This window comes from Candidatus Nitrososphaera gargensis Ga9.2, from assembly GCF_000303155.1.
In the GTDB taxonomy this organism is placed as follows: domain Archaea; phylum Thermoproteota; class Nitrososphaeria; order Nitrososphaerales; family Nitrososphaeraceae; genus Nitrososphaera; species Nitrososphaera gargensis.
The window spans coordinates 1,969,874-1,987,022 of record NC_018719.1 but is presented as its reverse complement, the minus strand read 5'-3'; the positions used below and the strand labels follow the sequence as shown (position 1 = coordinate 1,987,022).

General features: G+C 50.8%; 23 protein-coding genes and 1 tRNA gene. 13 read left to right on the top strand and 11 right to left on the bottom strand.

All coding sequences use genetic code 11. From position 1 onward, the window contains the following. Nucleotides 1-12 precede the first annotated feature (12 nt). The gene (locus NGAR_RS11980) at nt 13-1,500 is read left to right on the top strand and encodes an MFS transporter (RefSeq protein ID WP_228369174.1); all 1,488 of its coding nucleotides are present in this window, start codon (nt 13-15) and stop codon (nt 1,498-1,500) included. Here the strand turns inward: NGAR_RS11980 and NGAR_RS11975 are convergent, their stop codons facing one another. After that, nucleotides 1,501-2,688: an aminotransferase class I/II-fold pyridoxal phosphate-dependent enzyme gene (locus NGAR_RS11975; protein WP_015020005.1), complete on the bottom strand. Its 1,188-nt coding sequence runs from the start codon at nt 2,686-2,688 to the stop codon at nt 1,501-1,503. A gap of 119 nt (nt 2,689-2,807) precedes the next feature. Between NGAR_RS11975 and NGAR_RS11970 the strand changes: the two genes are divergently transcribed. Further along, complete coding sequence (locus tag NGAR_RS11970; protein WP_148681395.1) at nt 2,808-4,292, top strand: glycine--tRNA ligase; 1,485 nt, start codon at nt 2,808-2,810, stop codon at nt 4,290-4,292. Between the two features lie 27 nt (nt 4,293-4,319). Then, nucleotides 4,320-4,709 (top strand): hypothetical protein, encoded by a 390-nt coding sequence (locus NGAR_RS11965; RefSeq protein ID WP_015020003.1) that lies wholly within the window; start codon nt 4,320-4,322, stop codon nt 4,707-4,709. Nucleotides 4,710-4,719: 10 nt separating this feature from the next. On the opposite strand, the gene NGAR_RS11960 is transcribed toward NGAR_RS11965, so the two are convergent. The 4 genes from NGAR_RS11960 to NGAR_RS11945 are packed head-to-tail and all read right to left on the bottom strand — an operon-like array spanning nt 4,720 to nt 8,402. Beyond that, a complete protein-coding gene (locus NGAR_RS11960) occupies nt 4,720-5,286 on the bottom strand; it encodes a methyltransferase domain-containing protein (RefSeq protein WP_015020002.1) in 567 nt (188 codons plus the stop codon). Then, nucleotides 5,286-5,888, bottom strand: coding sequence for a PqqD family peptide modification chaperone (locus NGAR_RS11955; protein ID WP_015020001.1), 603 nt, complete (start codon nt 5,886-5,888; stop codon nt 5,286-5,288). The genes NGAR_RS11960 and NGAR_RS11955 overlap by 1 nt, the downstream gene beginning before the upstream one ends. A gap of 59 nt (nt 5,889-5,947) precedes the next feature. Next, nucleotides 5,948-6,991, bottom strand: a complete 1,044-nt coding sequence (mtnA, locus tag NGAR_RS11950; RefSeq protein ID WP_015020000.1) for an S-methyl-5-thioribose-1-phosphate isomerase — start codon at nt 6,989-6,991, stop codon at nt 5,948-5,950. Between the two features lie 34 nt (nt 6,992-7,025). Further along, nucleotides 7,026-8,402: a nucleotide sugar dehydrogenase gene (locus NGAR_RS11945; protein ID WP_015019999.1), complete on the bottom strand. Its 1,377-nt coding sequence runs from the start codon at nt 8,400-8,402 to the stop codon at nt 7,026-7,028. Between the two features lie 95 nt (nt 8,403-8,497). On the opposite strand from NGAR_RS11945, the gene NGAR_RS11940 reads away from it, so the two are divergent. After that, entirely contained in the window at nt 8,498-9,361 is an 864-nt protein-coding gene (locus tag NGAR_RS11940) for a hypothetical protein (protein ID WP_015019998.1), read from the top strand. Between the two features lie 17 nt (nt 9,362-9,378). Here NGAR_RS11940 and NGAR_RS11935 read toward each other — a convergent pair whose 3' ends face one another. From NGAR_RS11935 to NGAR_RS17715, 3 genes are all read right to left on the bottom strand, one after another. Beyond that, nucleotides 9,379-9,624, bottom strand: coding sequence for a hypothetical protein (locus NGAR_RS11935; protein ID WP_015019997.1), 246 nt, complete (start codon nt 9,622-9,624; stop codon nt 9,379-9,381). Nucleotides 9,625-9,727: 103 nt separating this feature from the next. Next, nucleotides 9,728-9,973, bottom strand: a complete 246-nt coding sequence (locus tag NGAR_RS11930) for a hypothetical protein (RefSeq protein WP_228369173.1) — start codon at nt 9,971-9,973, stop codon at nt 9,728-9,730. Nucleotides 9,974-10,095: 122 nt separating this feature from the next. After that, nucleotides 10,096-10,263, bottom strand: coding sequence for a hypothetical protein (locus NGAR_RS17715; protein ID WP_015019995.1), 168 nt, complete (start codon nt 10,261-10,263; stop codon nt 10,096-10,098). A gap of 157 nt (nt 10,264-10,420) precedes the next feature. Between NGAR_RS17715 and NGAR_RS11925 the strand changes: the two genes are divergently transcribed. The 5 genes from NGAR_RS11925 (at nt 10,421) to NGAR_RS17710 (ending at nt 13,591) form a co-directional block, all read left to right on the top strand. After that, the gene (locus NGAR_RS11925) at nt 10,421-11,542 is read left to right on the top strand and encodes a hypothetical protein (RefSeq protein WP_148681394.1); all 1,122 of its coding nucleotides are present in this window, start codon (nt 10,421-10,423) and stop codon (nt 11,540-11,542) included. A gap of 94 nt (nt 11,543-11,636) precedes the next feature. After that, on the top strand, nt 11,637-11,942 hold the full coding sequence (locus NGAR_RS11920; protein WP_148681393.1) for a hypothetical protein: 306 nt from the start codon (nt 11,637-11,639) through the stop codon (nt 11,940-11,942). A gap of 177 nt (nt 11,943-12,119) precedes the next feature. Further along, nucleotides 12,120-12,770 carry an ammonia monooxygenase family protein gene (locus NGAR_RS11915; protein WP_148681392.1) on the top strand — a complete coding sequence of 217 codons (651 nt, stop codon included), beginning with the start codon at nt 12,120-12,122 and terminating at the stop codon, nt 12,768-12,770. A gap of 73 nt (nt 12,771-12,843) precedes the next feature. After that, the gene (locus tag NGAR_RS11910; RefSeq protein ID WP_015019991.1) at nt 12,844-13,362 is read left to right on the top strand and encodes a nitroreductase family protein; all 519 of its coding nucleotides are present in this window, start codon (nt 12,844-12,846) and stop codon (nt 13,360-13,362) included. Nucleotides 13,363-13,453: 91 nt separating this feature from the next. Further along, entirely contained in the window at nt 13,454-13,591 is a 138-nt protein-coding gene (locus tag NGAR_RS17710) for a hypothetical protein (RefSeq protein ID WP_187147490.1), read from the top strand. A gap of 65 nt (nt 13,592-13,656) precedes the next feature. Here NGAR_RS17710 and NGAR_RS11905 read toward each other — a convergent pair. Next, nucleotides 13,657-13,730 (bottom strand) — tRNA-Pro (locus NGAR_RS11905). 139 nt (nt 13,731-13,869) lie between these two features. Here NGAR_RS11905 and NGAR_RS11900 point away from each other — a divergent pair. Further along, the gene (locus NGAR_RS11900; RefSeq protein WP_015019990.1) at nt 13,870-14,097 is read left to right on the top strand and encodes a helix-turn-helix domain-containing protein; all 228 of its coding nucleotides are present in this window, start codon (nt 13,870-13,872) and stop codon (nt 14,095-14,097) included. 273 nt (nt 14,098-14,370) lie between these two features. Then, nucleotides 14,371-14,718, top strand: coding sequence for a zinc ribbon domain-containing protein (locus tag NGAR_RS19400; protein WP_148681849.1), 348 nt, complete (start codon nt 14,371-14,373; stop codon nt 14,716-14,718). A 98-nt stretch (nt 14,719-14,816) separates the two neighbouring features. Here NGAR_RS19400 and amrS read toward each other — a convergent pair whose 3' ends face one another. Both amrS and NGAR_RS11885 read right to left on the bottom strand, forming a co-directional pair. Continuing rightward, nucleotides 14,817-15,887, bottom strand: a complete 1,071-nt coding sequence (amrS, locus tag NGAR_RS11890) for an AmmeMemoRadiSam system radical SAM enzyme (RefSeq protein WP_148681391.1) — start codon at nt 15,885-15,887, stop codon at nt 14,817-14,819. Nucleotides 15,888-15,933: 46 nt separating this feature from the next. Next, a complete protein-coding gene (locus NGAR_RS11885) occupies nt 15,934-16,452 on the bottom strand; it encodes a hypothetical protein (protein ID WP_015019987.1) in 519 nt (172 codons plus the stop codon). 52 nt (nt 16,453-16,504) lie between these two features. On the opposite strand from NGAR_RS11885, the gene NGAR_RS11880 reads away from it, so the two are divergent. Next, nucleotides 16,505-16,783 carry an RpoL/Rpb11 RNA polymerase subunit family protein gene (locus tag NGAR_RS11880; RefSeq protein ID WP_015019986.1) on the top strand — a complete coding sequence of 93 codons (279 nt, stop codon included), beginning with the start codon at nt 16,505-16,507 and terminating at the stop codon, nt 16,781-16,783. 17 nt (nt 16,784-16,800) lie between these two features. Further along, nucleotides 16,801-17,139, top strand: a complete 339-nt coding sequence (locus NGAR_RS11875) for a transcription factor S (protein ID WP_148681390.1) — start codon at nt 16,801-16,803, stop codon at nt 17,137-17,139. Nucleotides 17,140-17,149: the final 10 nt, after the last annotated feature.

Below are 17,149 nucleotides of genomic sequence, written 5' to 3'. Positions count from 1 at the left end.
TGATAATATAAAGTGGATAGCATAGAAAAACAACAAGGTATAAGCCGTCTGGCATGGAGGACACTCATCATTCTGAGCAGCCTGGGTCTCATTGTCATGTTTGACGAGACAATGATACTGCCAGCCATTCCGGATTTCATCCGCGATTTCAACATCTCATATAGCACTTCCTCGTGGCTGCTTTCAGCTTATGTAATTGCGGCGGCTGTAATGACGCCGATTGGAGGCAGGCTGTCAGACATCTATGGTAAGAAAAAGATACTACTCATAGTAATGGGAGTTTACGCAGTAGGTCTCCTTGCAGGACGCTTCGCCACCAACATCGAATTCATGATTGCAGCGAGGGCTGCGCAAGGCATCGGGATGGCCATGTTCCCTATTGCCTTTGGAATCATCAGAGAAGTATTTCCAGAGAAAAAACTTTCAATCGGCCAAACGATATTCAGCTCTACGTTTTCCGGCGGAGCCATTATCGGCTTGGTAGGTGGCGCGGCAATAATTCAAAACTTTGGGTGGCCGGCAACATTCTTAGCTATTTTGCCCGCCGCAATAGCGCTCTGGTTTGTAATAGCAAGATACGTACACGTTCCTAGCCAAGCAGCAAGAGCTGAAGCGGGACACCAGCCAAACGACCGCACAATCGACATAAAGGGAACGCTGATGCTTGCCGTTACAATAATTTCATTTCTGGCAGGCATCACCTTCTTGGAAAGCCATGATTCCAGCGCTTGGTACACGATTGCAGGCCTCTTTGCCACTTCAGCAGCTTCACTTGCAGCGTTTATCGCCATTGAGAAAAGGGTGCCTTCGCCTTTGCTTGATCTCAAGCTAATGACCAACAAAAGCTTCCTCCCTCCAACCATCATCCTGATGCTGATCTTCATGTCGATCTTTATGGTGTATTTGACGATCCCCATCTTGGTGAGAAGCCCTGAGCCATTGGGATTCGGAGGCGATGCAGTAGCTGTCGCAAGCGTTCAACTGCCCTTCATGGTCGTGCTATTGATCGGGACAGTCATGTCTGGCTTTATACTGAACAAGATCAAAAACACAAAGCTGACGCTGATCGGCACCTTGATTAGCGCCGCCGGGTTCTTTATCCTGCTCATGTTCCATTCGACCGAAGGGATGGTTTCGTTTGGGCTTGCGATACTTGCAACCGGGCTTTCGCTTTCAATCACCGGCGCGTTTAACGTGATACTCCTTTCCGTGCCGATGCAAATGACCGGGATTGCCCTTGGAATGACGCTGCTCCTCAACCTAGTCGGACAGTCGGTGGGGCCGGCCGCTGCCGGCATACTCCAGCAGATGTACCGGGGAACTGTGGAGGGAGTAGATAGACAATTCCCGACGCAGGACGCGTACAACCTGATATTCATTACAGCTGCCATCATCTCGTTAGCCTCGGTCGCTATGTCGCTAGCTGTGAACAGGAGAAAGGCAGTCCCGGTAATGGTTCCAAAGGGCGCGCCGCCACCAAAAAAAGACGAAAAAAGTTAGCTAGCTAGCCTGCTTGCTGTTTACAAAACGCTCTAGCTTATCCATCGCCTTTTCCAGCATTTCTTCTGGCGGAAGATAGACGATCCTGAAATGACCCGCTCCATATGCAGAGCCAAAGCCAGAGCCGTGCACTGTCAAGACTCCCGTGTTATTCAACAGGTCGATCACAAAATGCTGATCGTCCTTCCAGCAGTGACCAAGGTTGATCTTGGGGAATACGTAGAATGCCCCGCGCGGAACCCTACACTGCATCCCCATCGCGTTGAGGCGCTTGACCACATAATCGCGCCTTGACCTAAGCTTTTCGACCATTTTTGGAATGTGGGCTTGCGGCCCCCTGAGCGCCTGGACGGCTGCGATCTGCACTGGCAGGTTGGCAGCTATTCGCACGCGTGCAAGCTTTGGTATATCTTCCCTGAGTCCTGCCAACTTCTTGGAGCTGCTGTTCATGGCTATGTAGCCGCAGCGCCAGCCAGTCATCAGATATGCCTTTGAAAAGCCGTTGAGTAGGATTACAGGGGCATCCTTGGCGACCTTGCCGATGCCGGTGAACTGGGAATCAAAAACGATCTTGTCGTATATCTCGTCGCAGATGACGTAGAGGTCGTGCTCTGTCGCAATGTCTACCAGCTGCTGCAGGCTCTTTCTATCAAAAACCTCTCCTGTTGGGTTGTTTGGGCTGATTATGCACAGTGCCCGCGACCTCGGCGTTATCTTTGATCTGAGGTCTTCAAGATCGGGCCTGCCGTCTTCGTACAGCTTGAACTCGACCGGTTTTCCGCCGTAAAATTTTGCATACGACGAGTATGGCGGGTAGTAGGGTCCCGGCATCAGCACTTCGCTGTTCGGGTCGACAATGGATGCCATCGTCATATCGAGCCCTTCGGACACGCCGTTTGTGACAATGACATCGTCTTCGGTGACGTCTAGCCCCTTTTCGGACTCTTTCTCTACAATCGCCTGTCGGAGCTCCGGCAGTCCCTCAGAGTCGGTGTAATAGTTCTCGTCGCGCGTGACTGCATCGACCAGCGCCTTCTTTATGTGCTCGGGCGTCTTGAAGTCAAACTTGACAGGGTCGCCTATGTTAAGGTAGATTATCTCCTTGCCCGATGCCTTGTATTTTCGCGCATAGGCAGTGATGTCGCGTATGGCATACTCCACGCCGTGCGTCCTATCAGATACCTTCAAGCCAGACACCTACAGGGGAATTTGACCGAGATAAAATGTTATGTCTGCGCAATAAAACAGTTTTACATAAAATCTGGACAATAAATTTAAAGCCTGTCTCGCATGTCTGCTCCTTGCAGATGGTTGCCAATTATGACGAGGTAATGAAACTGGCGCTAGAGCGTGGGTTTTACTTTCCTAGTTGCGAGATTTACTCTGACGCCCCCGCCGGATTCTGGGAATATGGGCCGACAGGCGTCAACATGAAGAACAAGTTTGTCGAGCTGTGGCGGCGCGAGCTGGTACGGCGCGACGGCATGATGGAGATCGACGGGTGCCAGATAATGAGCAAGAGTGTCTTTGTCGCATCTGGCCACATCAGCAACTTTACCGATCCTATTGTAAAGTGCACAAAATGCGGATCCACCTTCAGGGCGGACCGCTACATCACTGAAAAGACGGGCGAGAACGTGCCTGAGAGGATGGCAGACGAGGAGATAAACGCGCTGATCAAAAAACACAATTTGCGCTGTCCAAACTGCAAGGGCGAGTTTGGCGGGGTAAGCAGGTTCAACATGATGTTCAGGGTCGGCATCGGCCCGGCGGCCGAGGAGGCGTACCTGCGGCCGGAAACGTGCCAGACCATATTTGTCGACTTTGCGCGTGTCTTCAAGACAATGCGCGGCCGCCTGCCCCTTGGGATCGCGCAGGTAGGCAAGAGCTTTAGGAACGAAATCGCGCCAAGGCAGAGCCTGCTCCGGTTGAGGGAGTTCTACCAAGCAGAGATCGAGGTGTTTTGCAACCCAAACAGGCTGAATGAGATGCCTAAGTTCGAGGAAGTAAAGAACACCTTCCTCAGGATATCATCGCATGATGGCTCGGCGATCACAGAGGCAACGGCCCAAGAAGCGATCGACAAAGGCCTGATACCAAACAAGCTGGTCGCCTACTACCTTGCACTCTTGATAGAATTCTACGACAAGACCGGAATAGACGTAAAGCGCAGCCGTTTCCGCCGGCTGTCAGACGAAGAAAAAGCCTTCTATGCCTCGGTCGCGTTCGACTTTGAGGTAGAGACCAGCATAGGGTGGCTTGAGCTTGTAGCCTGCAATTATCGCTCTGACTATGACTTGAAGGGACACGGGGCAACAAGCAAGCAGAACTTGGAAGTTGTAGACCCGGCGGATCAGACTAAGGTGCTGCCACATGTGTTTGAATTGTCGATGGGAATCGACAGGAGTATATACACCATCTTGGAGCACTGCTACTATGAAGACGAGCAGCACGACGATAGGGTGGTCTTGAAGCTCAAGCCATATCTAGCACCTATTCTTGTGGGCGTACTACCTCTGATGACAAAGGACGGGCTTGACGAAAAGGCGCGCAAGATCCATTCAGACCTGAAATACGATTTTGACACCTTTTACGATGAATCTGGGTCCATAGGCCGGCGCTACCGCAGGCTTGAAGAGGTGGGCGCGCCGTTTGCGGTGACGATCGACCAGACAACTATGCAGGACGACACCGTGACTGTAAGGCACAGGGACACGATGCAGCAGGAAAGGGTCAAGACATCAGAACTGCGCCAATACATGCAGAACGCGCTTGACGCAGCAAGAAATTAAAATCGCAAGCGGGCAAAAAAGGGTGCTATGAAGGGCCGAAAGAGCATAGCGTCGGGCGACGAGGTGCCGACGGAAAAGTGGCTTGTCGCCTACCGGAACCCCACTTCAAAGAGGCACCCCGGAGGCTCTGTCTTTATGCGCCAGTTCTACGCCCCCGGCTACTACGAAGCCTACGACACGGTCCTGACCCATGCTGAAAAGATGAATCTTGAAGTGCTGTGGTTCCGTGAAAAGCGATCCTGCGAACCCTTCCTCAACCGCGACTTTCCCGAGCTGGAAGCAATATGCACCTACTGCAACAAGAGATTCAACCACACAGAGCCGGTGCCGTGCAGCCACGAAGGCTGCAATGCAGAGTTTTGCTCAAGGGACTGCATGTCCGAGCACAGGGCTATGCGGCACAGAGGAGCTAGCTAGCGAAGGCCGATCATCGCTTTGCCAGTTCAAGCGTCACCATGCGGATCCGCTCCGGGTCTCCCCTGAACTGGTCAAGACAGCGTGACGAATATTGTGCTGGTGCGCCTTCATGCTGTTTTGTCAGATCAAACCCTATAGAGAGAAAGCTTGCCCTGAGCCAAGCGACCCATTTTACATACGCCTCGTCGCTCACAGGCCGCAAGAGCTCATCGGTAATTTCTGTGACAAGCTCGAGTGTCCCGCTCGGTTTCAGCTTTGAATAAACTTCTTTGTAGAATGGCTTCCACCTGCCCTCCTTTTTTTCGTCAATAAATTCCGGGTCTGGCAGCACTGCGATAAAGCGGTCGACAGACCCATCCGGGAACGTTGGGACAATGTCTTCAAAAGAGCCAGATAAAATGATCACGTTAGAAAGTGCGATACTAGATTGCGCCTGCTTACACTGTGCATTATCAAGATCGATGCCAACATATAGCGAACTACTGTCATGCTTGGCAAGGGCTTCAAGCAGCCTGCCGTCCCCCATCCCAAGTTCCACTATTACTCTGGGATAGGAGGAGGCGAGCTTATCAAGCATCAGGCTTTAAGCAGCTCGGCTTCAAGCAACTGCTGCACCAGCTGGACTACTTCCTGCTCGACCTGCTGCCTGGGCATACCAAGCTTTGCCGAAAACTGGTCGGTTAGCTGGTTTATTGTCTTGGTGCCGTCGCAAGTGTTCCAGAACTCTACTATTGCCTCGTTTACCATGAACCCTTGATCCTTGTCATTTGCAAGGATCAGCGAGCCGTCCTCCTGCTTTGCAAACTTGCCCATCTTGAGAGGCTTGCTCTTTTCATAATCGATCTGAAAGCGGAGCCTGGGCTTGCCAAATCCGAGCTTTTCGCGAACATCAGGGTTCATCTTTTCAAGCGTCCATGGCGGGTCCCACACGATCTCGACATTAATGTTGCCGATACCGTTTATCTTGCTGACATAGCGCTTGACGTCGCTTACCAGAGTATCGTGAAGAGGACAGCCTCTAGTGGTCATGGTCATCTTGATGTCCACATCCTTGCCGCTAGCGACCTTGACACCATAAATGAGCCCAAGGTCGACTACATTGACCGGTATTTCCGGATCCATGCATTTTTTCAGGGCGTCGTAAACCTGAGCCTCTGTGACTGTCTGCTGTTGTGACATATGTGGCCGTGCAGTATGTGGGCAAAAACACGATAAATACTTTATCCGTAGAGGCTAGGCTAGCCTAACAGCGCCTTTAGGTTCTTCTCAAACGGCGGCGTGAGCACCCCACGCTCGGTGATTATGCCTGTAATGAGCTCAGGAGGAGTCATGTCAAACGCCGGGTTGAACACCCTCACTCCCTTGGGCGCGACCCTCTTTTTGCCCACCCTGACAACTTCATCGACCGACCGCTCTTCAATGACAACGTCTTCAGGGTTGCTCTCAAAATCAAACGTCGACAGCGGAGCTGCAACATAGAACGGGATCTTGTGCTTGTTTGCAAGGATTGCCACCTGATAAGTGCCTATTTTGTTGAACACGTGACCAGTGCGAAGGACTCTGTCTGCACCAACGATCACCCGCCTGATCGCGCCCCTTGCCATCATATGGCCCACCGCAGTATCGGGTATAAGGCTGACATCTATTCCGTCGTGCTGTAGCTCAAACGCTGTAAGGCGTGAGCCCTGCATGACCGGCCGCGTTTCAGTTGCGATGACGCTCAGGCGCTTGCCAGATTCCCTTGCCGCTCGAATTACTCCAAGTGCAGTGCCATAGGCAACCGTTGCAAGTGAGCCGGCGTTGCAGTGAGTGAGCACAATGTCGCCGTCTCTGAACAGCTTGGCGCCGTTAGCGCCCATCTGCCTGTTTGCATTGATGTCCTCGTCAGACATCTTGAGAGCCTCATCAAACACAGCTTTTTTCGCTTCCTGCAGCGTTTTCGCCTTCTTTGCCCTGCCCATCACGCGCTCTAGCGCCCAGAACAGGTTGACGGCAGTTGGGCGCGTAGCCCGCAGCACCTTGAACGCGGTGTCAAGGTCTGTCATGAGCTCTGGCAGAGTCTTGGCCTTGCTCTGCTGGGCCGCAAGTGCAAGCCCAAAGGCAGCAGTAACGCCGATGGCAGGCGCGCCCCTCACTACAAGCTTTTTTATCGCTTCGGCCACCTCCCGATAGTCCTTGCACTTTACATAGACCAGCTTGTTCGGAAGCTTCGTCTGGTCAATGAGCACTACGGAATTATTCTCCCAAGCGACCGTCAGCAAAAGGTCCAGATTGCGGGGCAAACATCTGAAAATCTTTTTTCAGGCGGTATTAAACCTACCTAGGCTTGCCGATCGCAGCAAACCTACCGCTTGCAAATCTTGATCCGTCAAGGATTCCACGGCCGTCGTACACCGGCGCTCCGCCTAGCTCCCGCTGCGTCAGGCTTCTATACTCCGGGTGATCCGAAACCAGCATCACGAGGTCGGCACCCTGCACTGCCTTTGAGAGGTTCGAAGTCAGCATGACATCCTGCGGCAGGGCAGGATCGCTTGCTACAAGCGGGTCGTGCACGCGGATCTCTTTTACTTTCAGCTTTTTCAGCTCTTCAATTATCTTGTATGTGGGCGACAGCCGGGTGTCAGATACGCTGCCCCTAAACGCAAGCCCCAACAGCGTGACTGTCGACTGTGAAACGCTCGCTCCCTCAAGCAGTTTCATCGCTTGGTCAACACAGTAGGCAGGCATCGAGTCGTTGACATTCCTCCCAAGCCGGGTGATGTTGCATTCGACTTTGTTAATGTCGGCAGTGTGCAGCACAAAATGCGGGTATACCGGTATGCATGCGCCGCCCACGCCGGCTCCCGGCTTGTGTATATGGCAGAATGGTTGCGAGTTGGCGGCTTCCCTTGCCTCCCAAAAGTCGACTCCTACTTTTTCGCAGAACTTGGCCATTTCGTTTGCAAGCGCAATGTTGACGTCGCGATAGACGCCTTCGAGAAGCTTCTCCGTCTCTGCCGTCCTCATACTGCTCATCTTGATCACGCCTTTTTTGGCGACAAGCGAATAAAGCTTGCTTCCAATTTCTAGGCTCTTTGGACCAGCGCCTGCAATAACTGCAGGATACCGTTCTTCAATGTCCTCGATCGCCCTGCCTTCGTAGATCCTCTCCGGGTTGTATACCATATAAAAGTCCCACTCGGCCTGCAGCCCGCTCTCCTTTTCCAGTATTGGCAATACTACATCTTCTGACGTGCCAGGCGGCACGCTCGGGTTGAGCGAGACAACATCGCCCTTTTTCAGCCCGCGCCCGATCGCAGATGCGACCTGCTTTACTGCGGCAAGATCTGCAGAAAACGAATCGGTGAGCAGCACCGGGACACATATCAATTTGAAGTGAGCGTTCTGCGATGCCTTGACTGGATCATCGTAAACGTAAAACCTCTTGTCCTTGAGGCCCTTTGAAAATGCCTCGTTCACCCCCGGCTCTGGCACGTGGGTCTTGCCCTTCTTTGCATTTTCTAGCACTCTTGGGGACTTGTCGACCCCGATGACATATGCTCCTGCCCGGAGCCACACTGAAGCGAGAGGAGACCCTACATGTCCAAGACCATAAACCGCGATTTTGAATTCGCCCGATTTGACTCTTCTTGCGAGGTCCGCTTTGCTGTTGTACTTGGTCGCCGAGACCGTCTTGGCTTTGCCCCCCTTCATGGTGCGCTAACATATGGTTTCTGTTCATATATTAGAGTTGATTATTTTAGCGTCTCGTAACAGGTTAAATTTCCGAAGCTTCCAATTCCGCATGATTGCCCAAGGTTCCAACAGCGGTCATCAAGTTCGCCGATAGCATCCCACACCCCGTAGCATTGATCGGATGCCGCACATCGGAAACATCACTTGACTGCTGCGAGTACGATCTGGTAGTGTTTGCGCCAGAAAACCAGAATAATAACAGAGTCGTGCAGGTGGATGGCCTTGCAGTAGAGCTTGTGCATTTTACCGGGCCGGTGAGAAACCATGTTGTCGAGCTGGGCAGCATGACAGTGCTCAAGGACACCAAGTTCATTCTATCATCAATAGCCAAGGACATTACGCCGACAAAATACAGCAAGGCGCTGGCAGCCGCCGGCAGAAAATCGCTGATAAGCTCGCTCTTTTGCCAGCAAAAAATGAAAGAGGCCAAGCACCCAGCGGTGGCCGCAATGTGGCTCAAACTCGCCGCCTACGATTTCATGGGAGGCATGCTTGCCCTGTCAGGCGGTAGGCCGATGCCACTACACGAGTTAGAGCAGGCAAGGCAGGCTGATGATGCCAGTGGCATGGCAGAAGGGGTGGAGGTTGCGCTTGAATGCATCGGGATAGAGCGTGCCACTCGGCCGGTGATATCGCGATCCATTGAAGCCATCAAAGAGCTAAAATCAAAAGACTATGACAGGGATCTTTTTGTTTCTAAAGTGGACTACTTACTTGGCCGCAGCATGCTGGCCGACTGCTACTACTATGTCGGTAGGGTTGCAGCAAAAAATCTTGCAGGCAGGAAGGACCTATTTCATAACCAGTATGCAAAGTTAGTTCAGCTTGCGCTGGACTTGTCCAGTGATGTACAGCATCTTGAAAAGATGCAAAAGCGCCTCTTTAGGGCCGCTAACAGTGGCCTGAAGGGCTGCTGATTATTACTTTATTACTACTACTTCCGCCTGACGGTGAGCACCGGTGGCGCTTCGACTCTGCCACTGGTTCTGGCTCGAAGCTTCGCCTTGTACTTCAGGTTCCTTGGCTTTGTCCTAAGACGATAGCCGCAGCATGGGCACCACAAGCCATCCCATTTGATGAATATCTCACAAATCTGGCATCTCTTCTGTCCGCTTGCGTACCGGCCTGAGCCGACTGGCTTTTGAGCCTTGTGACGGATGCATATACCTTTACAAGTCATCTGCATAACGAGACAGGAATTTTCTATTTAATACTTAGTAATAATTGATCATGATTGGTAAGCAATGATTGTAGAAAAGATAAGAAAAAAGGCTTGTAGCCTTTTAGCGTACGTTTATGCTTTTTGCGTGGAACGTCTCGTTCATCGTCAGGTATTCTTCGATCTTCATCTTGACGTCGTCTGGCTCAGTGTCGTCCATTCCTGAAAAGCCAGCCTTGAACGAGATCTTGTTGCCTGAAACGTTCACGTCTGAAATCTGCATATCTGCATAGACGTTGGCAAGCTCATTAACCCATTCCTTGGCTTCATTCGCATCTATTCCTGACGTGTCGATATTCACGTTTAACATTTTGGTCATCCGAAACCACCTACAACGCAATTCATACCGGCATTAATAAAGTTGACGCACAGTAGGCAAGCGGGCAGCGCCGGTGAATTTAAACGGCACGCTTTTTTAACATATAAAGGCGATTATTCCTTCTTTTCCTCAAAGCCCCAGTACTTTGTCAGCTCTTTCTCGAACGCAGAGAACTGGTCGTCGTTCAAAAAGTCGCCGCAGTTCTTGTGGTTTGCAACGACCTTCATCCCGACTGTCTTGAATTCTACCTCATAGAATGTGACCTTGGGGCAATTGCACATTTGTGTATAGAAACTCTTCCTCTGGCTCTACTTATTTGTTTACCTGTAGAATAAACATTTATCAGTTCCCATATTCCTATTTTCATTAATGAGTTATAGATTTCTCGCCTTTGCGTTGGTAGCTTTGATGCTTGTGTTCGGAGCATCATCAGTTGCCTTGAGCGGTAGCGCATATGCGCAACAAGACGATCTCTGGTACCCTGGCGAAGGTGTCAGGCAGGACATGTATGTGACATACAGGATTCAAGAGCTTGACACAGCCGATGGAGACCCTTATGTGATGACTCTATACTTTAAGGAGCAGCAAGATGGAGACTGGATCGTCCCGGCAGCCGTACAACATGGGAATAATGTCATTACCGGGATAATGAAGCTTTCCGACGGCATGTCCTATCTTGCAGGCGGAAGCCAAGTTCCTGCTGAAATGAACGATTTCATAGGCGGATACCAAGGTTCTCTGCACTGGCTAGACGCGTTCACTACAAAATCTGCGCCGCTATCGCTGACGGCAGGCTCATGGGGTAAAATTGCCGCGATTGGAGGCGAAGAGATCAGACCACGTGGTGTGGAAAAAGTAGCGTTTGAAGGTGCACAGGATCTGTGTCAAGCAGATTCCTGCGATGCTACGCTTGTCATGTGGCATAAAGGCGTTGACAACAAGATATGGATCGTAAACGGGTTCCCATTCCCTGTCAGGGCAGATACCTTTGCAGAGGATGCAACGGGATCTGAAGTGACCCAGTTCAGATTTGAGCTGCTAGAGACCGGCACGGGCGAGCCCCCAGGACTCAGCGGATCTGGAGCGGCACAAAAGCCGCCAATAGAAAAGAGGACCCACAGCGGATATTACATTAGGCTGGAATGGACTCCAGAAGAAATCCAGCCAAACAACGATGTAAGCTTGGGAATCTCGATGTTTGATGCGCAGAAGTTCCCGTTGCTGGATGTCAGGTACGACCTCACGATAAAGGACTCTAGCGGACAGGTGATTCAGGAGCTCAAGAACCAGGTGGCAGAGCTGGGCACTGCAACGCATCAAGTCAACTTTAACGGCACAGGAACGATGATGGTCACAGTTACGATCACTGCCTTTGGCGGCCAGACTACGGGTCAGTTCGTTGAGGGCGCTGACTTTGGCATAGTAGTAGTTCCAGAATTCCCCGTCAGCGCCGCCATGGTCGCGGCAGCTGTGATCGGCCTCGTGGTCATCATCACCAGAACAAGAGGCACATCGATAGGCAGCAGCCTATTTGGCAACAAGGGTACTGCCTCTCCCTAACTTTTCCTTTTTTGATGACGAATTTCGTTTTTGCCAAGACTGCCCGCATGCCTGACAGCAAAATTTAAAAAGGCATATTCTGATTGTATAGCAAATGACACTACCAAAGGGATACGGAAGTGGTGGACGTAGAAGCGGTGGCGGTGGAGGCGAGGGTAGCCGCGATGACATCGAACGCATGATTGGCCGCAGAGTCGAAAACATGAATGGAATATACATACTCGGCTTTGCGCTGTGCTGGGCTGCAACCGCAGGCGGAGTCTATGTAGGCGTAGCCGTCTATCCGTGGGCATACCCGCTGCCAAGTGGCATTTACGCGCTTTCTGTCCTGACCGTAATTGAGGCGCTCGGGTTCTTCTTCATCATGAAGATAGCGCACGAGAAGCCTGCAAGAGCGTAAACGTCCTCTTTTTCCTCTTTTTGTTTTAATTTTTCACTCCTCAAGTTTTGCTTCCCTCCATACTAGCACATGCGAATTGCCATAGACAAGGGTTGTCGCTATGCGGAAAGCTCGAATTTCGCATGCGCCCGGGCATGGCATAAAATTTTATATACTACGTCTCTGTCTGGGTAGATAATGGTCTGGCTTAGACGTACAACGCACTACTTGTTCATAGTAGTGGTTGCTGTCAACAGCACACTGCTAACCATCAACGCAGGTGACTACATCTTCTACACGGACTGGATGTGGACCTCCTTCGTAGTATTCTCGATCTCCCAGTCTACAATGCTCGTAGTGGGCGCGATATACTACATGCTCTTCACAGGAGTACCAGGAACGGCCACATACTATGCAACAATCATGACAATCTACACCTGGGTTGCAAAGGGCGCATGGTTCGCACTCGGCTACCCGTACGACTTCATCGTGGTGCCTGTGTGGATACCTTCAGCAATGCTGTTGGATCTCACATACTGGGCAACAAGAAGGAACAAGCACGCTGCAATCATTATCGGTGGAACACTGGTTGGCCTCTCGTTCCCGCTGTTCAACATGGTCAACCTGCTGCTCGTCAGAGACCCGCTCGAAGTGGCATTCAAGTATCCAAGGCCTACGCTGCCTGCATACATGACGCCAATCGAACCTCAGGTGGGCAAGTTCTACAACAGTCCTGTAGCCTTGGGTTCAGGAGCAGGAGCAGTGCTGTCAGTTCCCATTGCTGCATTGGGTGCGAAGCTTAACACGTGGACATACAGATGGATGGCCGCGTGGAGCAAGTGGGACTAAACCTCCCCCTTTTTCCTTTTCTTTTTAATTTTTCCACGACCCAGCGGACGCTACTAAGAAAAAATCAAGATGCTTGAAGCGCAATTGGCTTTTAGATGATATTTTTGACGGCATAGCGACAAAGCTTGACGTGCGGCAGTTCCGCCCACAAGATGTTCTTTCTGAAATAAAACAGAGCATCCTTGAAGCTGCAAGGCTAATGGGCAGCGGCATTAACACCCAACACTGGTGGTTTATCGTAGTGGAGTGCAAGGATCAGCTCAAAAAGCTTGCCGAAGATAGCACAAGTAGACAGTGGGTTGCCGAGGCCAACTTTGCAATCATTGTCCTTACGAACCCAAAGCACAAATTCCATATGATTGACGCAGGGAGATGCTGCAGGACAACGCAGTTGGCCGCCTGGAATCGCGGAGTCGCTTTAGGATTGTTCGCGGACATAAAGGAGGACAAGCTTCGAAATGATTTTGGAATTCCAAAAGAGCTCAATATTGCAGTTGTAATAGGCTTTGGATTATCCTGCAGGCAAGTTGACAGGCAGGAGAAAGGATCGCGTGCTGCTTGGCGAGCTGGTCCACTATGGAAAATACGGTAACCCAATGACTTCATGAATGACTGCCGGTAGCTAGAACAAGCAACTAGAGCTTTGGGAGAATCTTTATCTTCGGCATTTGCCTAATGATGTTATGGCCGACTCGGTCATGAGCTACGCCATAGCCGCTGGCATCTTTGCCTTCCTCACAGCCATACTGTTTGGCACAAGGGCGGCAAGGAAGCGTCATGGCGAGGTACCGACGGAGAGCTCGCACGTAGAAGCTGCCTGATGCGGTCACCGTGTTGCATTTGTTTTGTGGACCCTTCAGAAGCAGTAGAGCTGTACAAAATAGAGTGGGGTCGGCCGGATTCGAACCAGCGGCCTCCAGCGCCCAAGGCTGGCATCATACCAAGCTAGACAACGACCCCGACGAAGAGCTTGCCTGTCAGGCGCAATTTTAACCTTGGCGAGAAATCCTGCATGCTCTAACAATTTAGGTGAAAGCGAGCGTCAGATATTTTAGTTACTTACCTTTCATCATAAGGCAAGCTTGATTAATAGAAGGACATGATGAGATGCCACAAGTTCAGACTATATCCAAAAGAGCATCAATTCAAAATCTTGAATGACACCATTGAAACATGCAGACATCTCTACAATAACTCGCTTGGAGAAAGGAGTGCAGGTTGGGGCATTGGATATTGGGAGCAGCAAAATCTACTTCAAGAAAGCGAGATAACAAATATTACAAACAGGTACACAGCCAAGTACTGCAGGATGTTCTACAGAGATTAGATAAGGCATATCAGGCATATTTCAAAAAATAAAGAAATATCCTAGGTTCAAACGAAGAGAGAAGTCACCTCTTTCACATATCCGCAGTATGGCGGCTTCGCATTAGGGATAACAAGCTGGTATTATCACACATCGGTACAATTAGGTTCAAGATGCATAGAATTCCTCTTGGTACACTGAAAAGATGTACTATCATTCGTGACGTTGATCAATGGTATGCTTGTATAACTACTGACGATAATGTTAAAAAATCTATCAAGATCGATGTAACAAATCTGTCGGAATCGATGTTGGCTTGTCGACCTGGTTGACGCTCAGCGACGGCAAGTAATTCAAAATACACTAAATGTCAGAGCTCATGCGAAGAAGATCAAGAAGCCCCTGCTGAATCTTGCAAGGAAAAAGAAGGGTTCTAAGAACAGAGAGAAGACAAGAAAGCGCGGTGGACAGGTAATTGTTGTCAATCCAAATGGCACGTCGCAGAAATGCTCAAGATGCGGGGTGGTTGCAGAAAAGAAGCTTGGCCTTGACGTACGTATGTTTGAATGTTATAGCTGTGGGATGGTCATAGATCGTGACCTGAATGCGGCCAAGAACATTCTAAAATTGGGTCTGTTCTAGGCCCATGCTGAGGCAGAACCGCGACTTATCAAACGAATAAGCAAGTTCCGCCTAGGAAGCAAGAAGCTCGCACCTATAGGCGCGGGTAGTTCTTCACCTTAATGAACAAACTGGAACAGATTCTTTCTTGCCTTGCGGAGCTTGCCAATTATTGGTATCGGGTAGCCACAGTTCTTGCAGCAGTTGTTGCCATCAAGGTTCCATGACTCGATGGCAAAGCCATAGCGCCCAACGACGAGGCTCTTACATTCCGGGCAGTATGTATCTTCAAGCGGGTGCCCTGGGACGTTGCCAAGGTACGCGTATTTCAGACCTTCCTGCTTGGCTATCGCATGGTGCTTCTCCAGTGTCTCGACAGGCGTGTTACCAAATTCCATCATTTTGTAGTCAGGGTGGAACCGCAGAAAGTGAATTGGCGTGTCCGGCCCAAGCTCGTCATGCACAAACCTGCATAGCTTTCTTGCAGCTTCCAGATCGTCGCCCACCTGTGGCACGACAAGATCGGTGATCTCGACGTGGATCTTTGTCTTGTCGCGGATTTCTTTGAGCGTCTGAAAGATCGGATCTGAGCCAGGTATGCCGATGTAGCGTCTGACAAATTTCTGCTCGCCGTTTCCCTTGAAATCAACAGTGATGCAGTCGAGGAACTGACTCATCATGCCGACGGACTCTGGCGTATCGTAGCCGTTTGAAACAAAGATGTTGAATATGCCGCGCTTGTGCGCCTCAATTCCGCAATCGCGCGCGAACTCGATAAAGATGGAGGGCTCGTTGTAGGTGTAGGCTATGCCTTGCGAGCCGTAGCGAGCAGCAGTCTCGGCCACCTGTTCCGGCGTCATTTCTGCGCCTTCCACCTTGCGCCTCTGCGAAATGTCATAGTTCTGGCAGTACTGGCAGAGCCAATTGCAACCAGTCGTAGAAATTGAAAATATGTCCGTGCCTGGCATATAGTGGGTCACCGGCTTTTTTTCAATTGGATCGATATGGCCGGCAATGACTCGGCCGTAAACGAACAGCCTCAGCTTGTTGTTCACCACTCCTCTTATGCCGCAAAGGCCAACCTTGCCTTCCGGTATTTCACAGAGCCGAGCGCACGCTGTGCACCTGACCCTGCCGTTTGGCAATGCTGTAAAAAGCTCGGCATCCTTGCCGGGCACATTCGTCTGCATGAACATGATGTACGCGTTTTAATCTTATAAATCCTCAGGAGGGTTCTCAGGCAGCTACTCGCATCAGCTCTACCTCGTTTGATCTGCCCTTGATCTCTGTTGGCTCGGTGTAGTCGTGCTTGCCCCACGACACGCGAATGTCCGCGTAAAGCTTTTGGGTGCCTGAATCAAGGTCGTTCCCGCTCAGCTCGATGACCTTGTTGACGTCAAACAGCAGCGATCTTGCTTCCTCTTCTGTCAGCGGGTAGAACGGCGCGTCATCCTTGACTATCGACACCCAGATCCTATACGGTATCTTGGGGTTGCGTGTCCAGAACAGAGCAGCCTTCCTCACAAATTTTATCGGCATGACAGTCCTTCTTCCGGATTTCAGGTCGACTTCAATCGTCATCCTAAAGCCGTTGTCGTGCTTGTTATAAGCGCGTTCCCAATTTTTCTGGCTAAATACTTCTCTTATCGCGCCCTCTATCTTGAAGCTCAGGCTCAAAGTGAGCGGCTGGCCGGACTTGACGCTGTCCTGTGACTTTGTAAGTGATGCGCTGGCGATGAAACTGTTATCTGCCATTTGTCCAGATGGTATCATTTATATCCTCAATAAGTAGTTGTCTGTATAACGCATGCTTGCAGAAATTGTCGATGTCAAGGATAACGCGATTGAGCTAAAAATACGTGAAGAGGATATTTCTATTCTATACATTATCCAGCATGAATTGCTAAAGGAAAAGAGCGTGGACTTTGCCGGCGTCATCCAAAAGCACCCGCTGACAAAGGAATACCAGATGAGAGTGGTTACAAAGAGAAAGGACCCGATGGAAGTCATTCAGGACACATCTTCTTCTGCACAAGAATATTCCAAGGACGTGGTCAGCATGATCAAGTCCGCCCTCAAAAAGTAATGGAGGTTTTTTCCACCTTGCGTTTTTGTCCAAAGTGTGAGACGCGCCTGAGGCCCGCACCCGACGAAGAGATGGTAGAATGCCCCAAATGCGGCTTCAAGGCCAAGAAAGGCAAGCAAGAAAAGAACGCAACAACCAAACAAGAGAACAAGAAGACAACAACAGGCTCGGACGCTTCGCTCAAGGTGATGGAAGGAGACAGCGTCGAAGCGCTTCCGACCACCAACATCGAGTGCCCGCAGTGCGGGAACGGCACAGCGTTCTGGTGGATGCTCCAGACAAGGTCGGCAGACGAAGCCACCACACAGTTCTACAGGTGCACAAAGTGCAGCCACACGTGGCGCAACTACGCCTAGCCTAGCCGCC